Source organism: Lapidilactobacillus dextrinicus DSM 20335, from assembly GCF_001436095.1.
Taxonomy (GTDB): Bacteria; Bacillota; Bacilli; order Lactobacillales; family Lactobacillaceae; genus Lapidilactobacillus; species Lapidilactobacillus dextrinicus.
In genome coordinates this window covers 1-18,339 of record NZ_AYYK01000017.1, presented here as the reverse complement: position 1 = coordinate 18,339, position 18,339 = coordinate 1, and the positions used below count along the sequence as shown (strand labels likewise).

The window sequence follows — 18,339 nt, the reverse complement described above, 5'->3', positions numbered from 1 at the left end:
TACAACCCAATTAAATAGAATGGAGAATGGCAGATGCTTGAACGATATAGCAGAGAACCAATGAAGGAAATTTGGAGTTTACACAGTCAGTATCAATCCTGGTTAGAAGTCGAGTTAGCCATTGATGAAGCTTGGCATGAATTAGGTGTGATTTCTGATGAAGATATTTTGGCACTACAACAAAATGTTAAGTTTAATGATGCTGAAATTGCTGAATTGGAACAAGTAACTCATCACGATGTCGTTGCTTTTACCCGTAATGTCTCTGAATATTTAGGTCCTGAGAAACGTTGGATTCATTATGGCATGACCAGTACTGATTTAGTTGATACGGCGCAGGCCCTACGTTTAAAAGCTGCTAATAATTTGTTGCGTGCAGATATTGAAACCTTAATTGCTACCTTAAAAACGCAGGCCCTGCGTTATAAAGATACGGTTATGATGGGGCGAACCCATGGTGTACATGCTGAACCAACAACTTTTGGTTTGAAGTTAGCGCGCTGGTATTCAGAAATGCAACGAAATTTAGTTCGTTTTAATCACGTGGCCGATCAAATTGAAACTGGTAAAATTTCTGGAGCCGTTGGTACTTTTGCTAATATTGACCCGCGGGTTGAAGCCTATGTCTGTCAGAAATTTGGTATTCACGCGCAGGAAATTGCCAGCCAAGTTTTGCCACGGGATTTACATGCCGATTATTTGGCCACGTTAGCTTTGATTGGCACGAGTTTAGAGAACTTTGCCACCGAAATTCGAAATTTACAACGAACTGAAATTCATGAGGTTGAAGAACACTTTGCTACTGGTCAAAAAGGTTCCTCAGCGATGCCCCATAAACGCAATCCAATTGGTTCGGAAAATATTACCGGATTAGCTCGAACGCTACGTGGACTGGTGACAACCGCCTATGAAGATGTCACCTTATGGCATGAACGGGACATCTCGCATTCATCAGCTGAACGCATTATTTTGCCAGAAGGAACAACGTTGTTGGATTATATGCTACACCGTTTTAATAATATCCTGAGCAATTTAGACGTTTTTCCGGAACGAATGCTGCAAAATATGAATTTAACGCATGGTTTGATCTACAGCCAACGTGTTTTATTGAAGTTGATTGATCAAGGCTTGAGTCGAGAAGCGGCTTATGATTTAGTTCAACCGTTAACAGCACAGGCTTGGGATCACCAACAGTCCTTTAAGCAGCTGGTTGAAGATAATCAAGAGATTGGGAAATATTTAAGCACTGCGGAAATCGCAGATGCATTTGACTACCATTATCACCTGCAACATGTTGACGATATTTTTCAACGTGTCGGTTTGCTGTAAATAGATGTAAATGAAAAGTCTCCTAAAAATCCAACTACGGATTTTTAGGAGACTTTTTTGATGTTGAGGTTACTTGAAGTTGCTATTCTTCGTGCCTCCGCGAAACGCGCTGGTGGAATGCTATGGGCTCGACTTGAAATCAATCGAAGATTGTTGTCAAGCTCACCCTTCTCGTAAGCAATAAATTGCTAACGAGAACTTTACAGCTGACCGCGATTCCGCCTCGGCACTGTGTAACGAGAGCTGGTAGAATTTGACTGCAGTTTTAGATTTCAAAAGATTGGAATACTTTGAAACTACTTGCTTATCAGAACGCGCAAAGTTTGTACTCGTTAATTAAGTGGCGGTGAAAAAATAGCGCTCAGCGGTGAAATTGTTGTTGGTGCTTTAGCACTTACAACAAGGTCGAGCTTTAAGACAAATTGCTTTCTATTTGGCTTAAAGTCGTTGCCCACGGCGTTCCAGTGCTAAATATTTTTTCACCGCCACGTTATCGACTCGATTCATTCAAAACTTTGCCAAGCGTGAATGGTAACGATACCGTTCAATAGTGAAAATGTTAGTAATTTATTACTTACATTAAAGCGTTTATTTGAGACGATTTGTTTTTTAGTCGGCTCAAATCGACATCCACTACGCTCCAGCGGCGAGTATTGCTTTGCCGCCACGATACCTACAATATTTCACTCAGAACTTTTGCGGAAGCGCGAAGTAGACAATAGCTGAGTATAATAATTAACCCTGCAAATTAAGGGTATTTGTCGGTAAGGTAATGCCCACTTTTTTCAAGTCAGGGAGATAGTGACTAATTAATAGCCGTTGCATGGCAATTTCTGAGCCTTGCTTAGGATTGATTTTAATTTGATAGACCAAACTACCGTTAGGCTGAACATTAACGCCAAGTAATTCTGGTAAAGCCAACAATTCGTCGGTTGTTTTATAAAGCTGCTCATTAACTTGTTGCAATACCTGTTCCAATTCGGCAATATTTGTATCTGATTTAATTCGTAGGTTGATCATTTGCTGGCGATGTCCACGCGAGAAGTTAGCGACAATCGAAATATTACGATTAGGAATATAATGCAGTGTCCCATCGGAAGAACGTACTTGGGTTGTTCGCAGCCCCATAGCGGTAACGGTTCCGTTAATCTCACTAATTGTGACCAAATCACCAACTTCAAATTGCTGCTCAACTAAAATAAAGAACCCAGTCACGATGTCATTAACAAATCCTTGAGCACCAAGGCCAATTGCTAAACTTGCAATGCCGGCACTAGCAATTAGCGTTCCTACAGGCACACCGAAGACAGTTAAAATCGTATAAATATAAAAAATCAACAACGTATAGAAGAGTGCATTTTTTAATAGCGAGTGAATGGTTGAAATTCGATTATTAGCAGTATTTTCTTTATTTAAGTAATGTTCAGTGGTTTGATTGATCAGCTTTTGGCCGAGAATATTTAAAACGTAAAACAGCAACGAGATCAGAATGATTTCGATGGTTTTACTTAAGATGTCCGCGCCAATTTTGCTCCAATCGAATTGATCAAAAACGGTAGCAATTATCAAAATAGCAGAACTCCTTTTCATCTTTATCATTAGTGTATCAAATTTTAGCCGTAAATAAAAAAATTCCTGAACTTTTATAAAAGGGAACGCCTTCATTTATCAATTGCCCCAGACCCGTCTTGGTGTTATTCTTATTAAGTAAGTTTAGATTTATTAAGGAGGTTTTCTATGTCAGGCGGAGAAATCGCAGGATTGATTGCTGCCGGTGCACTGTTGATCTTAGTAATTTTTATTTCGATCTTTTTGATGCGGATTACTAAAGTGATGAAAAACGTTGAAAAAACAGTCGATGGCGTGAATCAATCATTAAACACGGTCACGAAAGACGTTGACGTGTTATCAAGTGAAGTAGAAGGTTTATTAGTTAAAAGCAATACTTTGTTAGACGATGTTAATGGTAAAGTTGCTAATTTGGATCCAGTTTTTAAAGCAATGGGTGAATTGGGAACTTCTGTCTCCGATTTGAATACCTCATCACGTAATTTGGCTTCTAAGATCACAAGTCCCAAGACTGCTCGAAATACAATGGTTACTCGCGTAGCGCGAGCTGTTTTGCGCAAAAAATAAAAGTTAAAATAGATAGGAGCGTTTTATATGGCAAAAGGACATTTCTTTTTAGGATTGGTAATTGGTAGTGCAGCAGCAATTGGTGCTGCGTTGTTCTTAACTCCCGAAACTGCTGACGATTTACGTAAGCATGCTGCAAATAATCGCGACAAAATGAAAGATCGTGCGACAGAATTGTATCAGATTGCAGACGACGCAACTGCTGATTGGCGTGAAGATGCTGCTAAAAAAGTTAACAGTGTTTTGAATGAACATGAGGGTCTTCATTCAGCTATGGATACTTCAGGTCAAGCATTCCAACAAATGAAAGATAATTTTCAAGATGCAACCGCTCAAATGAAATCACAATTTGGCGATGTAACTGATCAATTAAAGAGTAGTTTTGAACAGACAAAAGATAGTGTTGATGAAAGCAATGATTTTGATGATATTGTCTTAGATAGTCAATCTGCTTTTCAAGAAGCTCAAGATGAAGATGACATGATTGCAGACAAGACTGAAGATTTGGTTGATAAAGCTGATGACACATTGGCAGATATTAAAGAAACAGTTGCTGACAGTGACACCGTTGCTGAAGTTAAAGACAATGCTGCCGCTGCTCAAGATCAACTTAAAGAAGTTAGCGACCAAGCAAAAGAAAAAGCTGACGAAGTTAAAGACGATTTAACTAAATAACAGTATTATTAATTTAATGAATTAAAAAAAGCGTTCCTAAATCAGTATCTGCTGACTTAGGAACGCTTTTAATTTATTTAGTGAACAGGAATATGATTCAATGCTTTAGAAGTATGAGTGAAGGCTTTACAGCCATTTTCAGTAACATGAACACAATCTTCAATTCGGACACCAGCAAAACCAGGGATATAAATGCCGGGTTCAATTGAGAAGCACATATCTGGTTGTAATTCTAAGTCATTACCTTCCATGATTGAAGGGAATTCATGATCAGTTGTTCCAATACCATGACCAAGCCGATGAATGAAGTATTCACCATAACCAGCCTTGGTGATAATATCACGAGCAATCTTATCTAGTTCGGCAGCGGTAATACCAGGTTTAACGGCGTCTTGAGCAGCTAATTGTGCTTCTAAACAAACGTCGTAGATTTCGCGTTGCTTATCACTTAATTGACCAAAAGCCACGGTCCGACTAGCATCGCTCATGTAACCCTTATTATTAGTTCCCAAATCAAAGAGAATTAACTGATTAGGTTCAATCTTATGACGTTCCGGACCGCCATGAGGATTAGCAGCGTTGGCGCCAGCTTGGACAATCGTATCAAAGCTCATTTGCATGATACCTTGTTTCATTAAGCCATATTCAATTTCAGCGACAATTTCTTGTTCAGTGCGGCCTTCTTGGATTGCATTAAAACCGATTGAAAAAGCTAGATCAGCTTGTTCACCAGCTTCTTCCATTAAATTAATTTCGCCAGGTGTTTTGAAAAGTTTCATGTGACGAATAAATTCAGAAACATTAACTGGGAAAGAAGCATCAGGGAATTGTTCACGAATTAATTCAAAGCAAAGTTGGTAAAGTAGCCAACACTATTAGGATCACTAATATAAGCGACATCAAGATGTTGTTCTTGGACCCATTTTTGTAGGGCTTCAAGTTTTTTCATAGGGAAAGATTCCTTTCTAGACAAGTTTAGTTCAGTATAACATATTTTAACTAACTCATTTTGATGAAAAGAATCTGAAAGTATTTTTAATGAAAGCGATTTATTTTCATAAAGATAGATAAAAACGCTTGCATTTGTTGCTACATCATGCTAAATTAATATGGAAAACTATGAAAATATGAGGTAACCAAAACAAACATGGAAAAACAAACTATTACAATTTATGATGTTGCGCGCGAAGCAAGTGTTTCAATGGCAACTGTTTCTCGAGTAGTCAATGGCAATCCCAACGTCCGCCCAGACACTCGCGAAAAAGTTTTAAAGGTGATTGAAAAACTTGATTATCGTCCTAATGCTGTTGCTCGGGGTCTTGCTAGTCACCGAACAACAACAGTAGGGGTTATAATTCCTGATATTACGAACATTTTTTATGCGTCCTTAGCACGTGGTATTAATGATGTTGCAACGATGTACAAGTATAATATTATTTTGGCTAGTGCAGATGAAGGTAAGCATAAAGTTAATACTGTTCTAGAAAGTATTTTGGCTAAACAAGTTGATGGTTTGATCTACATGGGTCAAAATATCGATGATTCAACACGTAAAGAATTAGATCGTAGTAAGACACCAGTTGTTTTAGCCGGCACAGTTGATCCAACTGCTAAAATTGGTAGTGTTAACATCGACTATGTAGCTGCTGTTAAAGAAGCAACAGCACGTTTAATTGCTAGTGGCAATCAACATATTGCTTTTGTCACTGGTCCATTGAACGATCCTATTAATGGTCAATATCGTTTAAAGGGTTATCAAGCTGCTTTAGCAGAAGCTAAGATTGCTTATGATGAAAGCTTAGTTTTTGAAACTGAATACAGTTATCGTGCTGGAGAAGCTGTCTGGGATGCTGTTAAACATGCTGGCGCAACTGCTGCTATTGTTACTGATGATGAATTAGCAGTTGGCTTTTTAAACGGTGGTGTTGATACTGGCGTTAAGATCCCTGAAGACTTTGAAATCATTACTAGCAACAACACGATGTTAACTGAGATTGTGCGTCCTAAATTAACATCCATTGCTCAACCCCTTTATGATATCGGTGCCGTAGCCATGCGTTTATTAACTAAGATGATGAACAAAGAAGAAATCGATCAAAATACGATTCTCTTACCACATAGCATTATTACACGTAATTCAACTAGATCAAAATAGTTTAAAAAGTTAGCGGCTTGTTGGCAACTCTTTGTCATTAAACAAGTTTCGGTTTAAATATAAAAAAGAACCTGGAGAATTTTCTCCAGGTTCTTTTTTGATTGCATCATATATTAATCGGTTGTTGTATCGTCGTCATCTGTAACAATGTTGCCGCTACTATCAAGGACGTTACCTTTAGCATCCATCTTAATACTTTGACCATAAGCATTACTAATACCGCTGTAATGATCATAGAAGAGCTTGTAATTCTTATCAGTGCCGCCAATTGCAAATTTGGCTTTCGCATCACTAGCTTCATCATCATTGAATAATGCGGTAACTGTATTACCTTTGAGATTAATTGTATTACCATCCACAGTGACTTTACCATCTTTTGTTCCTGTTGATTCTAAAACGGAATGGGATTTAACGCCACTTGGCTTAGACATCGATTTGTTGAGTTTTAACAAATCTGGCTGGTTGCTATAAATAGCATTGGCCATAGTTGACCAGTAACCTAAGTTGATCGAACTAGCTGTTGTACCTAAGCTATGTTGATTACCATAGAAATTATCATAGCCCATCCAAGTTGCCATCGTAATACCAGGTGTTGAACCAACAAACCAAATATCTTTATTATCATTAGTTGTACCGGTCTTACCCCAAACGTTGTCTGTGCTAAAGTTAAGTCGCCATGATAAGGAATTAGCAGTACCGGATTTAACAACTTGTTTTAGCATATGTTGCATAATATAAGCTGTGCTTGGGCTGTAAACGGAAGTTTTTGTTTCTTTATGTTGGTAAATCACTTTACCATCTGGTGCAGTGATCTTACTGATAACATAAGGATCTACATGATCACCATTGTTAGCATAGGTTGCAAATGCGCTAGCATCTTGTTGAACGGAAATACCTTGAGATGTACCACCTAAGGCGATTCCTAATTCAGATATTTCCTTACTTGTTAAGGTGATACCCATCTTCTTTAAATAATCAGCAGGTTGTACGTTAGTCTTGTTTAACAGGTAGTTGTACAAGTTAACAGCAGGAAGATTATAAGAATGTTCTAGCGCAGTTGTTGCTGAAACAAATTTATTAAGTGATGTCTGACCAAAATCAGATGGCTTGTAACCATTAAAGTCTTGAGGAAAATCGGCAATTTGAGTTTGGGTATTAATAATTTTGTTTTCAACAGCTGGCCCATAAACCAATAATGGTTTCATGGTTGAACCAGGAGAACGCAGAGTATCAAAAGCATGGTTAACTTGATTATCGTCGTAATCACGACCACCCACAAAGGCAAGAACTTTACCTGTTGTATTGTCTAAAACGATACTACCAACTTGAACGGGTTCAGTAATCGTGACTTCTTTTTTCAGATTACTATCATAAGCTGTTTCAGTATAACTTTGTCCAAAAGTATAGCTTGCTTGTGAAGTAGCTGTTTGTAGTTCGTCATAGATTGACTTGTTAATCGTGCTGTCAATCCGATAACCTTTTTGTTTCAATAAAGTGTCGGCTTGATTATAGTACTTCGTATATAACGCATCGTCAGCTTTAACCTTAACTATTTGACGACCGTCTTGTTTAACTAACTGCTTAATTAGAATCGTTCGTGCGCGTGACAATAATAAGTTATAAACATAACCGTATTTGACGGTTTGTTCTGATGCTGTTCCTTTTTCTTGGAATTGACTAACAAGGTCAACTTTTTTAGCTGCTTGGTATTGTTTGTTGGTAATGTCGCCATTACGATACATTCGGAAGAGTACGACATTCTTACGTTTTAATCCCAGTGAGAGATCTTTTTTCAAGCTACCATTTTGTTTATAAGGGGTATAAACTGACGGACTTTGTGGCAATCCGGCGATAAATGCAGCTTGGGGTAAGGATAAGTTCTTGGCACTAACGCCAAACAAACCTTGAGCAGCTTCTTCAACACCGGCAATGTTTTGGCCAGCACTATTACGGCCAAAAGTTGCAACATTTAAGTAAGACTCGAGTACTTCATCCTTACTGAAATATTTATTAACACGCATTGCTAACATAATTTCAGTTGCCTTACGCTTCCAAGTGGTTTCTGAAGATAGCAGCTGCATTTTAACGAGTTGTTGAGTTAAAGTTGAACCACCAGTTTGTACGCTGGCGCCTGCGATTTCACCTAAGACAGCTCGAATCAAGGATTTAGGAACGACCCCGTTATGATTGTAAAAATCACTATCTTCAGTTGCGACAATAGCTTTTTTCAAGTAAGGCGACATTTCTGAAGAAGAGATTTGTTTGCGTAATAGATCACTCTTGACGTTATCAAGTTTGACGTTATTAGCAAAGTATAATTCAGATGATTGTTTAACATCGCTAATCTGTCGTTTCATACTGGCATATGTAGGGACAGATTCTTGACTCATTAAACCACTAAAATAGCCTAATAATAGTCCTAACGCTAGTCCGCCACCAACAAAAAGTAGGGCAATGACAAAGCGCATTAAGGATCGAATCGTACTCATAATTACGTTGAATTTAAATTGCCAATCGTTTGGAGTTGGTTGTTGATTAGCTTCAGTATTCGAACGTGATTGTTGAATGGTACGTTTAGTTAAGTGCACTAAACGCTGACCAAAGTTTTGTAGTGCAGTTAGGAATTTCGTCCACCAATTTTGGGGCTCGTTCAAAGATAACGCCACCTTTTTTCATAGTTACACCTTAGAATTATATAACAATTATCATTCCTAAAGTTTATTTCCTTAAAACTGTTAACAGATTGTTAACTTTCTGAGTCTTTTTTGTGTTAAGGGGCTTACATCAAGCGTTTGGTGCTGCTTTTCAGGCACAAAATGGTTAGTTATGCTATTTTGAGTTAATGTTTGTTTTTAACTCCTGAATCAGCTATTCTTAACTTATGAATGATCGCGAGGAGTAATGAATATGTCAAGTTTAGTCATTTCGAACTTTTGGGAAGCATTTAAGAAAAAATATCCTGATGCTGGGGACAAATATTTAGCTTGGTCTTTTGGCGGGACAGCTGATCAGGCAGATCGCTTAGCTGCCTTAGTTATTTCTGGCAAAAAGACCGCAACGGCATCATTATATCAACTTTATCGTTGGACAAATGAACCTGTTCCTAAAGTTGGTGACTATAATATTATTCTCGATGGTCGACAGGCACCAGTTTGCATTATTCGCACCACGAAAATTGAGGTAGTACCTTTTTCAGAAGTTACGGCTGAACATGCTAAACTTGAAGGCGAAGGGGATTTGAGCCTTGATTATTGGCGTGAAGTTCACTGGGAATTTTTCAGTGAGGAAGCAGAGGCTGCTAATCATCATTTCTTTGAGACGGATCCAGTTGTCTGTGAGGAATTTGAACTACTTTGGCCGACAGAATAGTTGTTGACATCAGAATGCTATCATTAAATGATGACGATGATGTAGATCGTGAAATTAATTTTGAGTGCAAAAAAGGCTAGGATTATTCCTAGCCTTTTTATTGTCTTTAATTATTTGATTAGTTCGTAAATTGCTTCAGCATAAATGGCAGCAGCACGTAAAATATCAGCAACTGGCATGTATTCGTTAGCTTGATGCATCACGTTTGGTTGTCCAGGGAATTGAGCACCAAAAGCAACACCGCGATCTAAGATACGACCGTAAGTACCACCACCGATGATTTGTTCTTCACCCTTTTCACCGGTTTGTTTTTCATAAACGCTCAATAACGTTTTAACCAATGGATCATCAGCTGGTACATAATGTGGTGTTTCTACGCGACCATAAACTTCGCTGTTGACGTTAGCATGTTTGATTGTCTTATTGATATTAGTATTAATTTCTTCAGCAGTAATGCCTTGTGGGAAACGAACGTTTAAAACAATATGTCCACCGTTTTCAATATCGTAGCGGAAGATATCAGGGCTAGCAGTTAATTCGCCCATTAACTTATCTGTATATTTAATACCAGCGTGATCACCACGAGAATCTAAGTGGAAGTAGTCTTTAATAACACTAACGTATTCATGTCCTGCTGGATCTAATGATAAATCACTTAAAAAAGTTGCCAAGTAAGTGGCAGCATTAAGACCAGCACGTGGTTCTAAGGCATGGGCCCCCTTACCTGTTAAAGTCAAGATTGTTTGGTGATCTTTAACCTCAACGTCAGCAACTAAACCATTTTCAGCAGCAAAAGCGACAAATTGATCACTTAATTGTCCTAATTGGTGACCTTCAATTGTGGCAGTAGCAGTTTGTGGAACCATGTTATCACGCAAACCACTATGAAAACTCATTAAACGAATTTCGCCGACGGTTGATAATTCTGGCTTAAAGCTAATCTTAAAGTCAGTAATTCCTTTTTCACCGTTGATGATTGGGAATTCAGCATCAGGTGAGAAACCAAAGTCAGGTGCTGGTTCAACTTCTAAGTAACGTTCAATACCAACCCATTCGCTTTCTTCGTCAGTACCGAAGATGTAGTGAACTTTTTTAGAAACAGGTAAGTCTAAGTCTTTGATAATCTTCAAAGCATAATAAGCAGCCATAGCTGGTCCTTTATCGTCGGCACTACCACGGGCAATTAAATTACCATCTTTAATAGTAGGTTCGAATGGATCAGTTTCCCAACCGTCACCAGCAGGTACAACGTCCATATGCGATAAAATACCTAATGTTTCAGCGCCTTCACCAAATTCAATGCGACCAGCAACGTTTTCAACGTTCTTAGTTGTGAAACCGTCACGTTCAGCAATAGCTAACATTTGTTTCAATGCTTCTGCAGGACCTGCACCAAGTGGGTATTCCTTTGTTGCGTGTTCAACATCGCGTTCACTGTGGATACGTAAAATTGAACCTAAATCATCTAATAATGCGTCTTGCCGTTTTTCTACTTCTGCTTGCCAATCAATCATGCTAATTCCTCTTTTCATTATTTTATTATTCGTTAATATGAGCAATACCACTCTTAAAGATGGTCATGACGTGGTCATCTGCTAATGAATAGTAGACTTCCTTGCCAGATTTGCGATTTTTGACCAACTTGGCTTGCTTTAATAACCGTAATTGATGGGAGACACTGGATTGTGAAAGTCCCAAAATTGCGACAATATCATAAACACGTAATTCAGATTCATAGAGTGCATATAATATTTTAGCCCGCGTCGGATCGCCTAACATTTTAAAGAATGAGGAGATCGATTCAGTAATTTCATCAGCGGGTAAAGTCGCTTTAACCGTTTCAATTAACTGTTCATGGTCGATTTCACTGGGCTCGTCTTCATCATCCCAGTCTTTCATTAGCTGGCACCTCACTATAAAATTGATTTCATAATAACTTGATTATAATGGAAGTAGGCTAACATTTGCCACTTATTTTGTTTTTTTACTGGGATTTGGCCAATTTTTGGTTGGGGAATTGTAGTGAAAGCTAATTTTTGAGCCGGTTTTAATTGCTGATATGCGCGCCAATTAGCACTATTGTGATCAAAATCAATTAAAACATCATGCCCCTTTAACCAGCCTTGTTTAGTCTGTAACCAAAGCTGACCATTAATAATTTGGACGGCTTTAATTGTGTAGTGTTGTTTTGGCAGAAGCTCATGTTTAAGTGCTGTCGGTGCATAAGGCTGATCATAAAATGGTACGTGTAACAGATCTGCTTTTAATTGGAGATGCTGATTAAGATAAGGTGAGACTTTAACAACCTCATTAGTTGGATTAACGCCAGTTGCTTCAATGAAGCGATTTGTTCCAATTTGATAATAGGCATGACCTTGGCTCCAAACCAAATGATCAACATGATAGGTAGTCAAAGGCTGCACGGTATTTTTTTGTAGGGTAAGGTTATAGGGATTTTCGTAGCTTTTAACTTGATAGTTACTTAATAGCGTGACATCTCGAGAAATCCTTTTTGAAGTGGCTTTGGTTTTAGCGTCTTGGTACTGTTTCCCAGTTGCAGGATAATTAGTTACAACGCCGTCAATTGGGAGATTTACTAACCAATTCCAACGACTGGCACTTTCGTTCATATGATCCCAGACATAAACTTTTTGCTTGGCAGCGTGTAATTGTTTGATGATTTGGGCGTTAACTAGTTCCGAGGAAATATTAACACCAGTAGAAGTAGTAAAGGTTTCAAAATTAATACGTTTCAAACTACCAGCGATAAAAATTCTTGGTACAGTAGGCAACAAGGTTTTCAAAGTCTGCAAACTCGATAATGAGAAAGAATGAAACATCACCCGATTGGTCATGTGGTATTGTTTGATTAATGCAGCTACTAAAGGTTCCATATTTTTGGGATTGCCTTTTTTGGTCTTTTTAGTTTCGATGAGGAATTTAGTTTGGGGCTTATCTTGATAGTAGGCAAAAATATCAGCCAGTGAATGCATTGGTTCACCGTTTGCCTGTTTAAAGGTTTTTAAAGTTGCCCAAGGTGTCTGTGAGACAATGGCATTATGACCAGTAATGCGTTCCAGGTTACGGTCATGAGAAACAACCAACACATTGTCTTGTGACACGTGAAGATCTAATTCGACATAGTCAGCCCCCTCGCTAAAAGCGTGGTTAAAACTTGCAAGGGTTTCTTCGGGTTCATTAATAGGATCACCGCGATGACCAATGACTGTAAAGCCACAAGTTAGCCACCATAGTGCCAAAATAGTCATTAATTTAATCAGAGGTACTTGCTTCAAGGAAAAGCCTACTTTCTTTACGCATGATATTGTTACTTTAATGATATAGTGTTACTTAACCAACATGTTTCATACAAGTAGATTAATGTTAGTTTAATAGTTACTAAATTTGAAATTTTACCGTTAGTCTAGCAGTACTTAAGCAATGATTTGATTTTCCACCGCTGTTTAAAAATGTTACACTTAGTATGTTTTGGAGGTATATGATGGCCGAAAAATATCAAACTTTAGATTTAATCGAGCTTATTACACGTAACGATGGTACTCAATACTACGAGATTGCCAACATGTTTATGAATGGCCGAGCAGAATTGGCCGCAGTGCGCGGCTTCATCAAAGAAGTTCGCATTTTGCAATTAAATATTCCGCATTCAAATGCCGTCCAAGATTATGAAAAGTATATCAACTCTCATTATACAATGCCTACCGAAGATTTCACGGAATGGGTTGAATGGGAGAAGCCAGAAGGTAAGATTGCTGATGATGTTAAGGAGATTTTACGAGCTAATCACATTGGCTAATCGTTACTTGGATAAGGGAGTTAAGACATGGCAATAAATTTAAACACGCCTGAAGAGATGCCAACACCGGTTCTTAAAGTTGAACCAGGTGTATTTAATGTTAAGCATGATAGTTCTGCTGACGATTTATCATTCGGTGAAGAAATAGCACAACCAGTGCCAATCAAAGAAACTGATCGCGATGAGCATGAATATCGTGGAATTGTCGTTAAAGTGAAAGATGCTGATAATATCTTTATTGGCAATCATCATTATCGACTGGTATATCAATATCGCAATGGCTTTGATGCCGAACGATTAGGACAGCGTTTTGAAACAATTTTAAATAAATACGATTATGTTGTGGGTGATTGGGGCTTTGAGCAGCTACGCCTGCGTGGATTTTATGATGAACGGCACCACACAGCTAATCGTGATCAAAGCATTGCAACACTGCAAGATTATATTAATGAGTATTGTAATTTTGGTTGTGCATTTTTTGTTTTAGAAAAGGCGGAATCAGATAACGCTGACCGTAATCTGCATCGTCACAGTAATAATCGTCGCCGTAAACGTACAGTTAATAGTAGTAAAACAGGCGCTGTTAATGCTAAAACGCCTAAACCACAGCAAAATAAGTCAGCAAAAAAACAATCTGAACAGCGAACCAATCAAGCTGCTAAGCACTCGGCACAAACGAGAACTACGGATCGTTCTCGATCAACTAATGATCGATCCGACCGCAAGGGACAACAAGGTAAGCCTAACGGTCAAAAAAAGCAGCGTCGTTCAGAGAAAAATAAAACCAGTAAAGCAACCCCACACAATAATTTTACAATGCATACCTTAACCAACACCGCAACACCTCATCAGTCTCAGCGCCAATCAGAACCCAAAGCTAAGCGTCAATCAACAACTAATCAACCTAGAGTAGTGGACAAGCGGTCAGGACAAAGTCGAGCACCACATGAATTTCATATTCGGCAACTAGAAGATTAGTGATTAATGTCGTTGTCGACTAAGACAACGTTAAATTTTTAATATTGGAGCGTTTATATTTTGAAATCTTATTCAGCATATTTAATTGATCTTGATGGCACGATTTATCGGGGGAGCGATCGCATTCCGGCAGCTAAGCGTTTTGTAGAACGTTTGCAAGCTAAACACATTCCGTTTTTGTTTTTAACGAATAACACAACGAAGACACCGGCAGCAGTTGCAGAAAACCTGAGCAAAAATCACGATATTCATGTTCAAGTAGACCAAATCTATACGCCTTCTTTGGCAACGGTAAGTTATCTCAAGGCCAAAAACCAAGGTGATCTATCCGGGAAAACGGTCTACGTTATTGGTGAAATTGGTTTAGTCAGTGCTTTATTAGGTGCGGGTATGAAGCTAGCCGAGCAAAATCCTGATTATACTGTCGTTGGTCTGGACTACGACGTGACTTATCATAAGTTTGAAGTGGCAACGTTAGCGGTTCGAGCAGGCTCAACTTTTATTGGCACTAACGCAGATACTAACTTACCCAATGAGCGTGGTTTAGTTCCTGGTGCAGGTTCTGTTATTTCGCTAGTAGAACATGCTACTCAACAACAGGCAACATATATTGGCAAGCCTGAAGCGATCATTGTCAATGCAGCATTGGCTGTTTTGGGCCAAGAAGCTGAAAATACTTTAATCGTTGGCGACAATTATGAAACCGATATTCGTGCGGGAATTAATGCCGGCGTGGACTCATTATTAGTCTATACAGGTGTCAGCAAACCAGAAGTTGTTGCCCAAAAGGAGATTCAACCAACTCATCAAGTTAATTCCTTGGACGAATGGGAAGTCTAATGAAGGCCGAACTTAAAAATGGGGCTAATTGGTTAGCCACGATTCTGTTTTGTATTAGTTTAGCAGTTGTCTTAACGTTACTAGGCAGTTATTTACTTTTCCCAATTGATGCTGCTATTTATCAAGTGCGGCAATACTGGCCGATATCTGCTGGTGCGTTGTACCATAATTTTTTGCAATTAATGGCTTATTTGCAATTACCTTGGATTGGGCAACTGCAATTGACTGATTTTCCAGTTTCTCAAAGCGGTGCGCAACATTTTGCTGACGTGAAGCAACTTTTTATCTTGGCTTGGATCATTTTATTGGTATCGGCGCCGTTTGCCGTGCGCTTTTTGCATCAGATAAAAAAACAAGGTCAAGAATATCGTCTGTTACGTCCTGCTCAGATTGGCTTTTTATTGCCGTTGCTCTTAGCTGGTCTGGCGTCTTTAAACTTTAATCAATTCTTTGTGACCTTTCACGAGTTATTTTTCCGGAATCAAGATTGGTTATTCGATCCGGCTCAAGATCCCATTATTTTAGTTTTACCAGAAGAATTCTTCATGCACTGTTTCATCTTGGCGTTTGTTCTATTTGAATTATTGATGATCAGTGGGTGGTTAGTTGCCCATCGTTCAATTAAGAAATTACGAGCGACTCATGATAAATAATAAAAACCCCAGCTATTATAAATAGCTGGGGTTTTAGTTTAATCTGTGTAAATATCTTGGTCATCTTCTAGTTCGGGATGCTGGTGTGCTAGACGACTTGCTGCCGCTGCTGCAGTTGCACCAATTAAATCGTCAAGAAAAGTATGAATAATACCAGGTTCATGAGCGTTTAAGACTTGCAGAATACCTGGCTTAACTTTATCAATATAACCATAGTTGGTAAAACCAATCGTACCATAGACATTAACAATCGCTAAAGCCATGATTTCATCAATACCATATAGTCCTTCGTCTTTTTCAAGAATTTCTTGGAGTGGCTGATCCAGCTGATGCTTCTCAGCTAACTCGTCCAACTGGATACCAGTCATAATGGCATTTTGAACTTCGCGTTTCTGTAAGACGATGCGCACACTTTCGGCTGCATCTGCATGAGTTAAGCCGTGAATATAATCCTTTTGTAAAAAGATAACAAGATCGGCGATATCATCAACAGTAACACCGCGTTTTTTTAATAGCTCGATAACATGATTAAATAACATTTCGTGATTACCAATCATAATAAGAACTCCTTTCAATACTTGAATCTTGAGGTTAAAAGATTAACGGTAACTAATTAAACAAGCTGGTACTGTGTAATGGTTGTACTTTTTCTGGATAGATGGTTTCTAAAGCTGTTGTCACTGCGATCGGGGCTTCGCCATAGCCAGTGGCGATTAAGTTCATTTTACCAGGATAATCGGCTGCGTCGCCAATTGCGTAAACTTTTGGTCGACTTGTTTCCATTTTCGTGTTGACTTTAACTTTAACACCATTAAGATAAAGATCCCACTTGCGTAAAATTCGACTATCTGCAGTAAAACCATAATTAACAATTAACTTATCAACTGTGAGTGTTTCAATATCTGTCGTTTTAACTTTCTTTAAATCAATTTGTAATTGTTGTGCTTGTTGTCGCAAATCATTTAATAAGAAAGGCGTTTTAATTTGAACACTTGAAGCATTCATTTGCGCAACACTTGATTCTAGTGCGCGGAACTGATCACGGCGATGAATAATCGTGACACTTTTGGCGATTGGTTCAAGAGCTAGGGCACAATCAATTGCAGAATCACCGCCGCCAGCGATTGCGACATTTTTATCTCGGTATTGATTTAATTCAGTAATAAAGTAGTTGATCATACCGTTATCTTCCAATTGTTGATCGTAATCAAAAGCTAATTTTCTCGGGGCAAAGGCACCATTACCAATAGCAATAATAATCGCTTTTGCTTGAATTTCACCTTGTGTAGTGGTGATGATAAAATCATCGTCAGCGTCATTAGCAATATCTGTCACTGAAGTATCTAAAAAGACTTTAGGTGAAAAAGCTTCTAATTGAACTAATTGTTGCTTAATGAGATCTTTAGCTTTAATACTTGGAATACCACCCAGGTCGTAAATGTTTTTCTCGGGGAACAGGGCGGCAACTTGTCCACCTAATTGGGGCAAACTTTCAACAATGGCGACGTCAGCATTACGCATTCCGGCGAAATACGCAGCAAAAAGGCCAACCGGACCGCCACCAATAATTAATAGATCGTACTTGTGCTTCAAAATATCCACTTCCTACATATGTGATCAGGTAAACTCAGCGCAATAACTTTAACATAGTTTAGCTTAAGATTCGAATATTATCTTATAAGTAGTATTCGAAATAAGAATAAGTACTTTTTATTTATCTTCGGCATGATTCCTGATAAAATGAAATAGATTCAGAATTAGGAGGCAGACAAAGTGAGTTATCGAATTGGTGATGTACTTGTCGGACAAGTGACGGGTATTCAACCCTATGGTGTATTTATCTTATTAGATGATCAAACGCAAGGCCTCATTCATATTTCTGAATGTTCTGCAGGTTATGTTGAAGATTTACACAGCATCGTTCGTGTGGGCGATGTGGTTAAAGTATTAGTTTTAGACATTGATGAGTATTCGCAAAAAATTAGCTTATCACTGCGTGCATTGATGAATAATGGCCCTGAAAGCGATTTTCGTAGAAAAAAGTTTTTCTGGACCAATCAGCGTACAAACACCGGTTTTAAGCCGATTGCGGACGCAAAAGAGCAATGGATTTCAGAGGCATTATCATTTTTTAACTAGTTTTTTTAAATTTCTTATTGACGTACTAAAGTCAAATTGATAAGATAGTTTAGGTTGTTAGCGACGAGCATTATGAAGCGTTGCCTTTATTGTCAGTTCAACATTCAAACGAAAAAAAGTTTTGAAAAAAGTTGTTGACATTGAAAAAGACAACATGCTATACTAATTGAGTTGCTGTTGCGACACAGTAGACCTTTGAAAACTGAACAAAGTTTCGAGTAATGTGCAGGGTTTATTACATTAGTAAT

Annotated in this window: 18 protein-coding genes and 1 pseudogene; 10 read left to right on the top strand and 9 right to left on the bottom strand. The window is 38.4% G+C overall.

Translation table 11 applies throughout. The annotated features are described in order from the left end of the window. Positions 1 to 33: 33 nt before the first annotated feature. Positions 34 to 1,329, top strand: coding sequence for an adenylosuccinate lyase (purB, locus tag FC84_RS07370; RefSeq protein WP_057757333.1), 1,296 nt, complete (start codon positions 34 to 36; stop codon positions 1,327 to 1,329). A gap of 735 nt (positions 1,330 to 2,064) precedes the next feature. Here purB and FC84_RS07365 read toward each other — a convergent pair. After that, positions 2,065 to 2,898 carry a mechanosensitive ion channel family protein gene (locus tag FC84_RS07365; protein ID WP_057757331.1) on the bottom strand — a complete coding sequence of 278 codons (834 nt, stop codon included), beginning with the start codon at positions 2,896 to 2,898 and terminating at the stop codon, positions 2,065 to 2,067. Between the two features lie 168 nt (positions 2,899 to 3,066). On the opposite strand from FC84_RS07365, the gene FC84_RS07360 reads away from it, so the two are divergent. Beyond that, a complete protein-coding gene (locus FC84_RS07360; protein WP_057757329.1) occupies positions 3,067 to 3,465 on the top strand; it encodes a DUF948 domain-containing protein in 399 nt (132 codons plus the stop codon). A 27-nt stretch (positions 3,466 to 3,492) separates the two neighbouring features. Beyond that, positions 3,493 to 4,140 (top strand): YtxH domain-containing protein, encoded by a 648-nt coding sequence (locus FC84_RS07355; protein WP_057757327.1) that lies wholly within the window; start codon positions 3,493 to 3,495, stop codon positions 4,138 to 4,140. Between the two features lie 77 nt (positions 4,141 to 4,217). On the opposite strand, the pseudogene FC84_RS07350 reads toward FC84_RS07355, so the two are convergent. Then, a pseudogene (locus FC84_RS07350) lies at positions 4,218 to 4,988 on the bottom strand (M24 family metallopeptidase); the annotation flags it as partial. Then, on the bottom strand, positions 4,979 to 5,089 hold the full coding sequence (locus tag FC84_RS09220; protein WP_201780886.1) for an aminopeptidase P family N-terminal domain-containing protein: 111 nt from the start codon (positions 5,087 to 5,089) through the stop codon (positions 4,979 to 4,981). The pseudogene FC84_RS07350 and the gene FC84_RS09220, both read right to left, overlap by 10 nt. 198 nt (positions 5,090 to 5,287) lie before the next feature. Between FC84_RS09220 and ccpA the strand changes: the two genes are divergently transcribed. Then, positions 5,288 to 6,295: a catabolite control protein A gene (gene ccpA / locus FC84_RS07345; protein ID WP_057757325.1), complete on the top strand. Its 1,008-nt coding sequence runs from the start codon at positions 5,288 to 5,290 to the stop codon at positions 6,293 to 6,295. Positions 6,296 to 6,408: 113 nt separating this feature from the next. Here the strand turns inward: ccpA and FC84_RS07340 are convergent, their stop codons facing one another. Next, on the bottom strand, positions 6,409 to 8,949 hold the full coding sequence (locus tag FC84_RS07340) for a transglycosylase domain-containing protein (RefSeq protein WP_057757323.1): 2,541 nt from the start codon (positions 8,947 to 8,949) through the stop codon (positions 6,409 to 6,411). 253 nt (positions 8,950 to 9,202) lie between these two features. Here FC84_RS07340 and FC84_RS07335 point away from each other — a divergent pair, with 253 nt between their 5' ends. Continuing rightward, a complete protein-coding gene (locus FC84_RS07335) occupies positions 9,203 to 9,664 on the top strand; it encodes an ASCH domain-containing protein (RefSeq protein WP_057757322.1) in 462 nt (153 codons plus the stop codon). 110 nt (positions 9,665 to 9,774) lie between these two features. Here FC84_RS07335 and pepV read toward each other — a convergent pair whose 3' ends face one another. The 3 genes from pepV to FC84_RS07320 are packed head-to-tail and all read right to left on the bottom strand — an operon-like array spanning position 9,775 to position 12,960. Beyond that, positions 9,775 to 11,178, bottom strand: coding sequence for a dipeptidase PepV (gene pepV, locus FC84_RS07330; protein ID WP_057757320.1), 1,404 nt, complete (start codon positions 11,176 to 11,178; stop codon positions 9,775 to 9,777). A gap of 25 nt (positions 11,179 to 11,203) precedes the next feature. Further along, positions 11,204 to 11,563 carry an ArsR/SmtB family transcription factor gene (locus FC84_RS07325; protein ID WP_057757318.1) on the bottom strand — a complete coding sequence of 120 codons (360 nt, stop codon included), beginning with the start codon at positions 11,561 to 11,563 and terminating at the stop codon, positions 11,204 to 11,206. A 14-nt stretch (positions 11,564 to 11,577) separates the two neighbouring features. Further along, complete coding sequence (locus tag FC84_RS07320) at positions 11,578 to 12,960, bottom strand: glycerophosphodiester phosphodiesterase (protein ID WP_057757316.1); 1,383 nt, start codon at positions 12,958 to 12,960, stop codon at positions 11,578 to 11,580. 206 nt (positions 12,961 to 13,166) lie between these two features. Here FC84_RS07320 and FC84_RS07315 point away from each other — a divergent pair, with 206 nt between their 5' ends. The 4 genes from FC84_RS07315 to FC84_RS07300 are packed head-to-tail and all read left to right on the top strand — an operon-like array spanning position 13,167 to position 15,952. Next, the gene (locus FC84_RS07315; RefSeq protein ID WP_057757314.1) at positions 13,167 to 13,481 is read left to right on the top strand and encodes a hypothetical protein; all 315 of its coding nucleotides are present in this window, start codon (positions 13,167 to 13,169) and stop codon (positions 13,479 to 13,481) included. A gap of 27 nt (positions 13,482 to 13,508) precedes the next feature. Then, positions 13,509 to 14,459: a YutD-like domain-containing protein gene (locus tag FC84_RS09215; RefSeq protein WP_057757312.1), complete on the top strand. Its 951-nt coding sequence runs from the start codon at positions 13,509 to 13,511 to the stop codon at positions 14,457 to 14,459. 57 nt (positions 14,460 to 14,516) lie between these two features. Then, a complete protein-coding gene (locus FC84_RS07305; RefSeq protein WP_057757310.1) occupies positions 14,517 to 15,299 on the top strand; it encodes a TIGR01457 family HAD-type hydrolase in 783 nt (260 codons plus the stop codon). Further along, positions 15,299 to 15,952 carry a TIGR01906 family membrane protein gene (locus FC84_RS07300; protein WP_057757308.1) on the top strand — a complete coding sequence of 218 codons (654 nt, stop codon included), beginning with the start codon at positions 15,299 to 15,301 and terminating at the stop codon, positions 15,950 to 15,952. The genes FC84_RS07305 and FC84_RS07300 overlap by 1 nt, the downstream gene beginning before the upstream one ends. Before the next feature lie 38 nt (positions 15,953 to 15,990). Here FC84_RS07300 and FC84_RS07295 read toward each other — a convergent pair whose 3' ends face one another. Beyond that, the gene (locus FC84_RS07295; RefSeq protein ID WP_057757307.1) at positions 15,991 to 16,509 is read right to left on the bottom strand and encodes a phosphatidylglycerophosphatase A family protein; all 519 of its coding nucleotides are present in this window, start codon (positions 16,507 to 16,509) and stop codon (positions 15,991 to 15,993) included. A 52-nt stretch (positions 16,510 to 16,561) separates the two neighbouring features. Continuing rightward, positions 16,562 to 17,545 carry an NAD(P)/FAD-dependent oxidoreductase gene (locus tag FC84_RS07290; RefSeq protein ID WP_151425859.1) on the bottom strand — a complete coding sequence of 328 codons (984 nt, stop codon included), beginning with the start codon at positions 17,543 to 17,545 and terminating at the stop codon, positions 16,562 to 16,564. A 180-nt stretch (positions 17,546 to 17,725) separates the two neighbouring features. On the opposite strand from FC84_RS07290, the gene FC84_RS07285 reads away from it, so the two are divergent. Beyond that, the gene (locus tag FC84_RS07285; protein ID WP_057757304.1) at positions 17,726 to 18,091 is read left to right on the top strand and encodes a CvfD/Ygs/GSP13 family RNA-binding post-transcriptional regulator; all 366 of its coding nucleotides are present in this window, start codon (positions 17,726 to 17,728) and stop codon (positions 18,089 to 18,091) included. Positions 18,092 to 18,339: the final 248 nt, after the last annotated feature.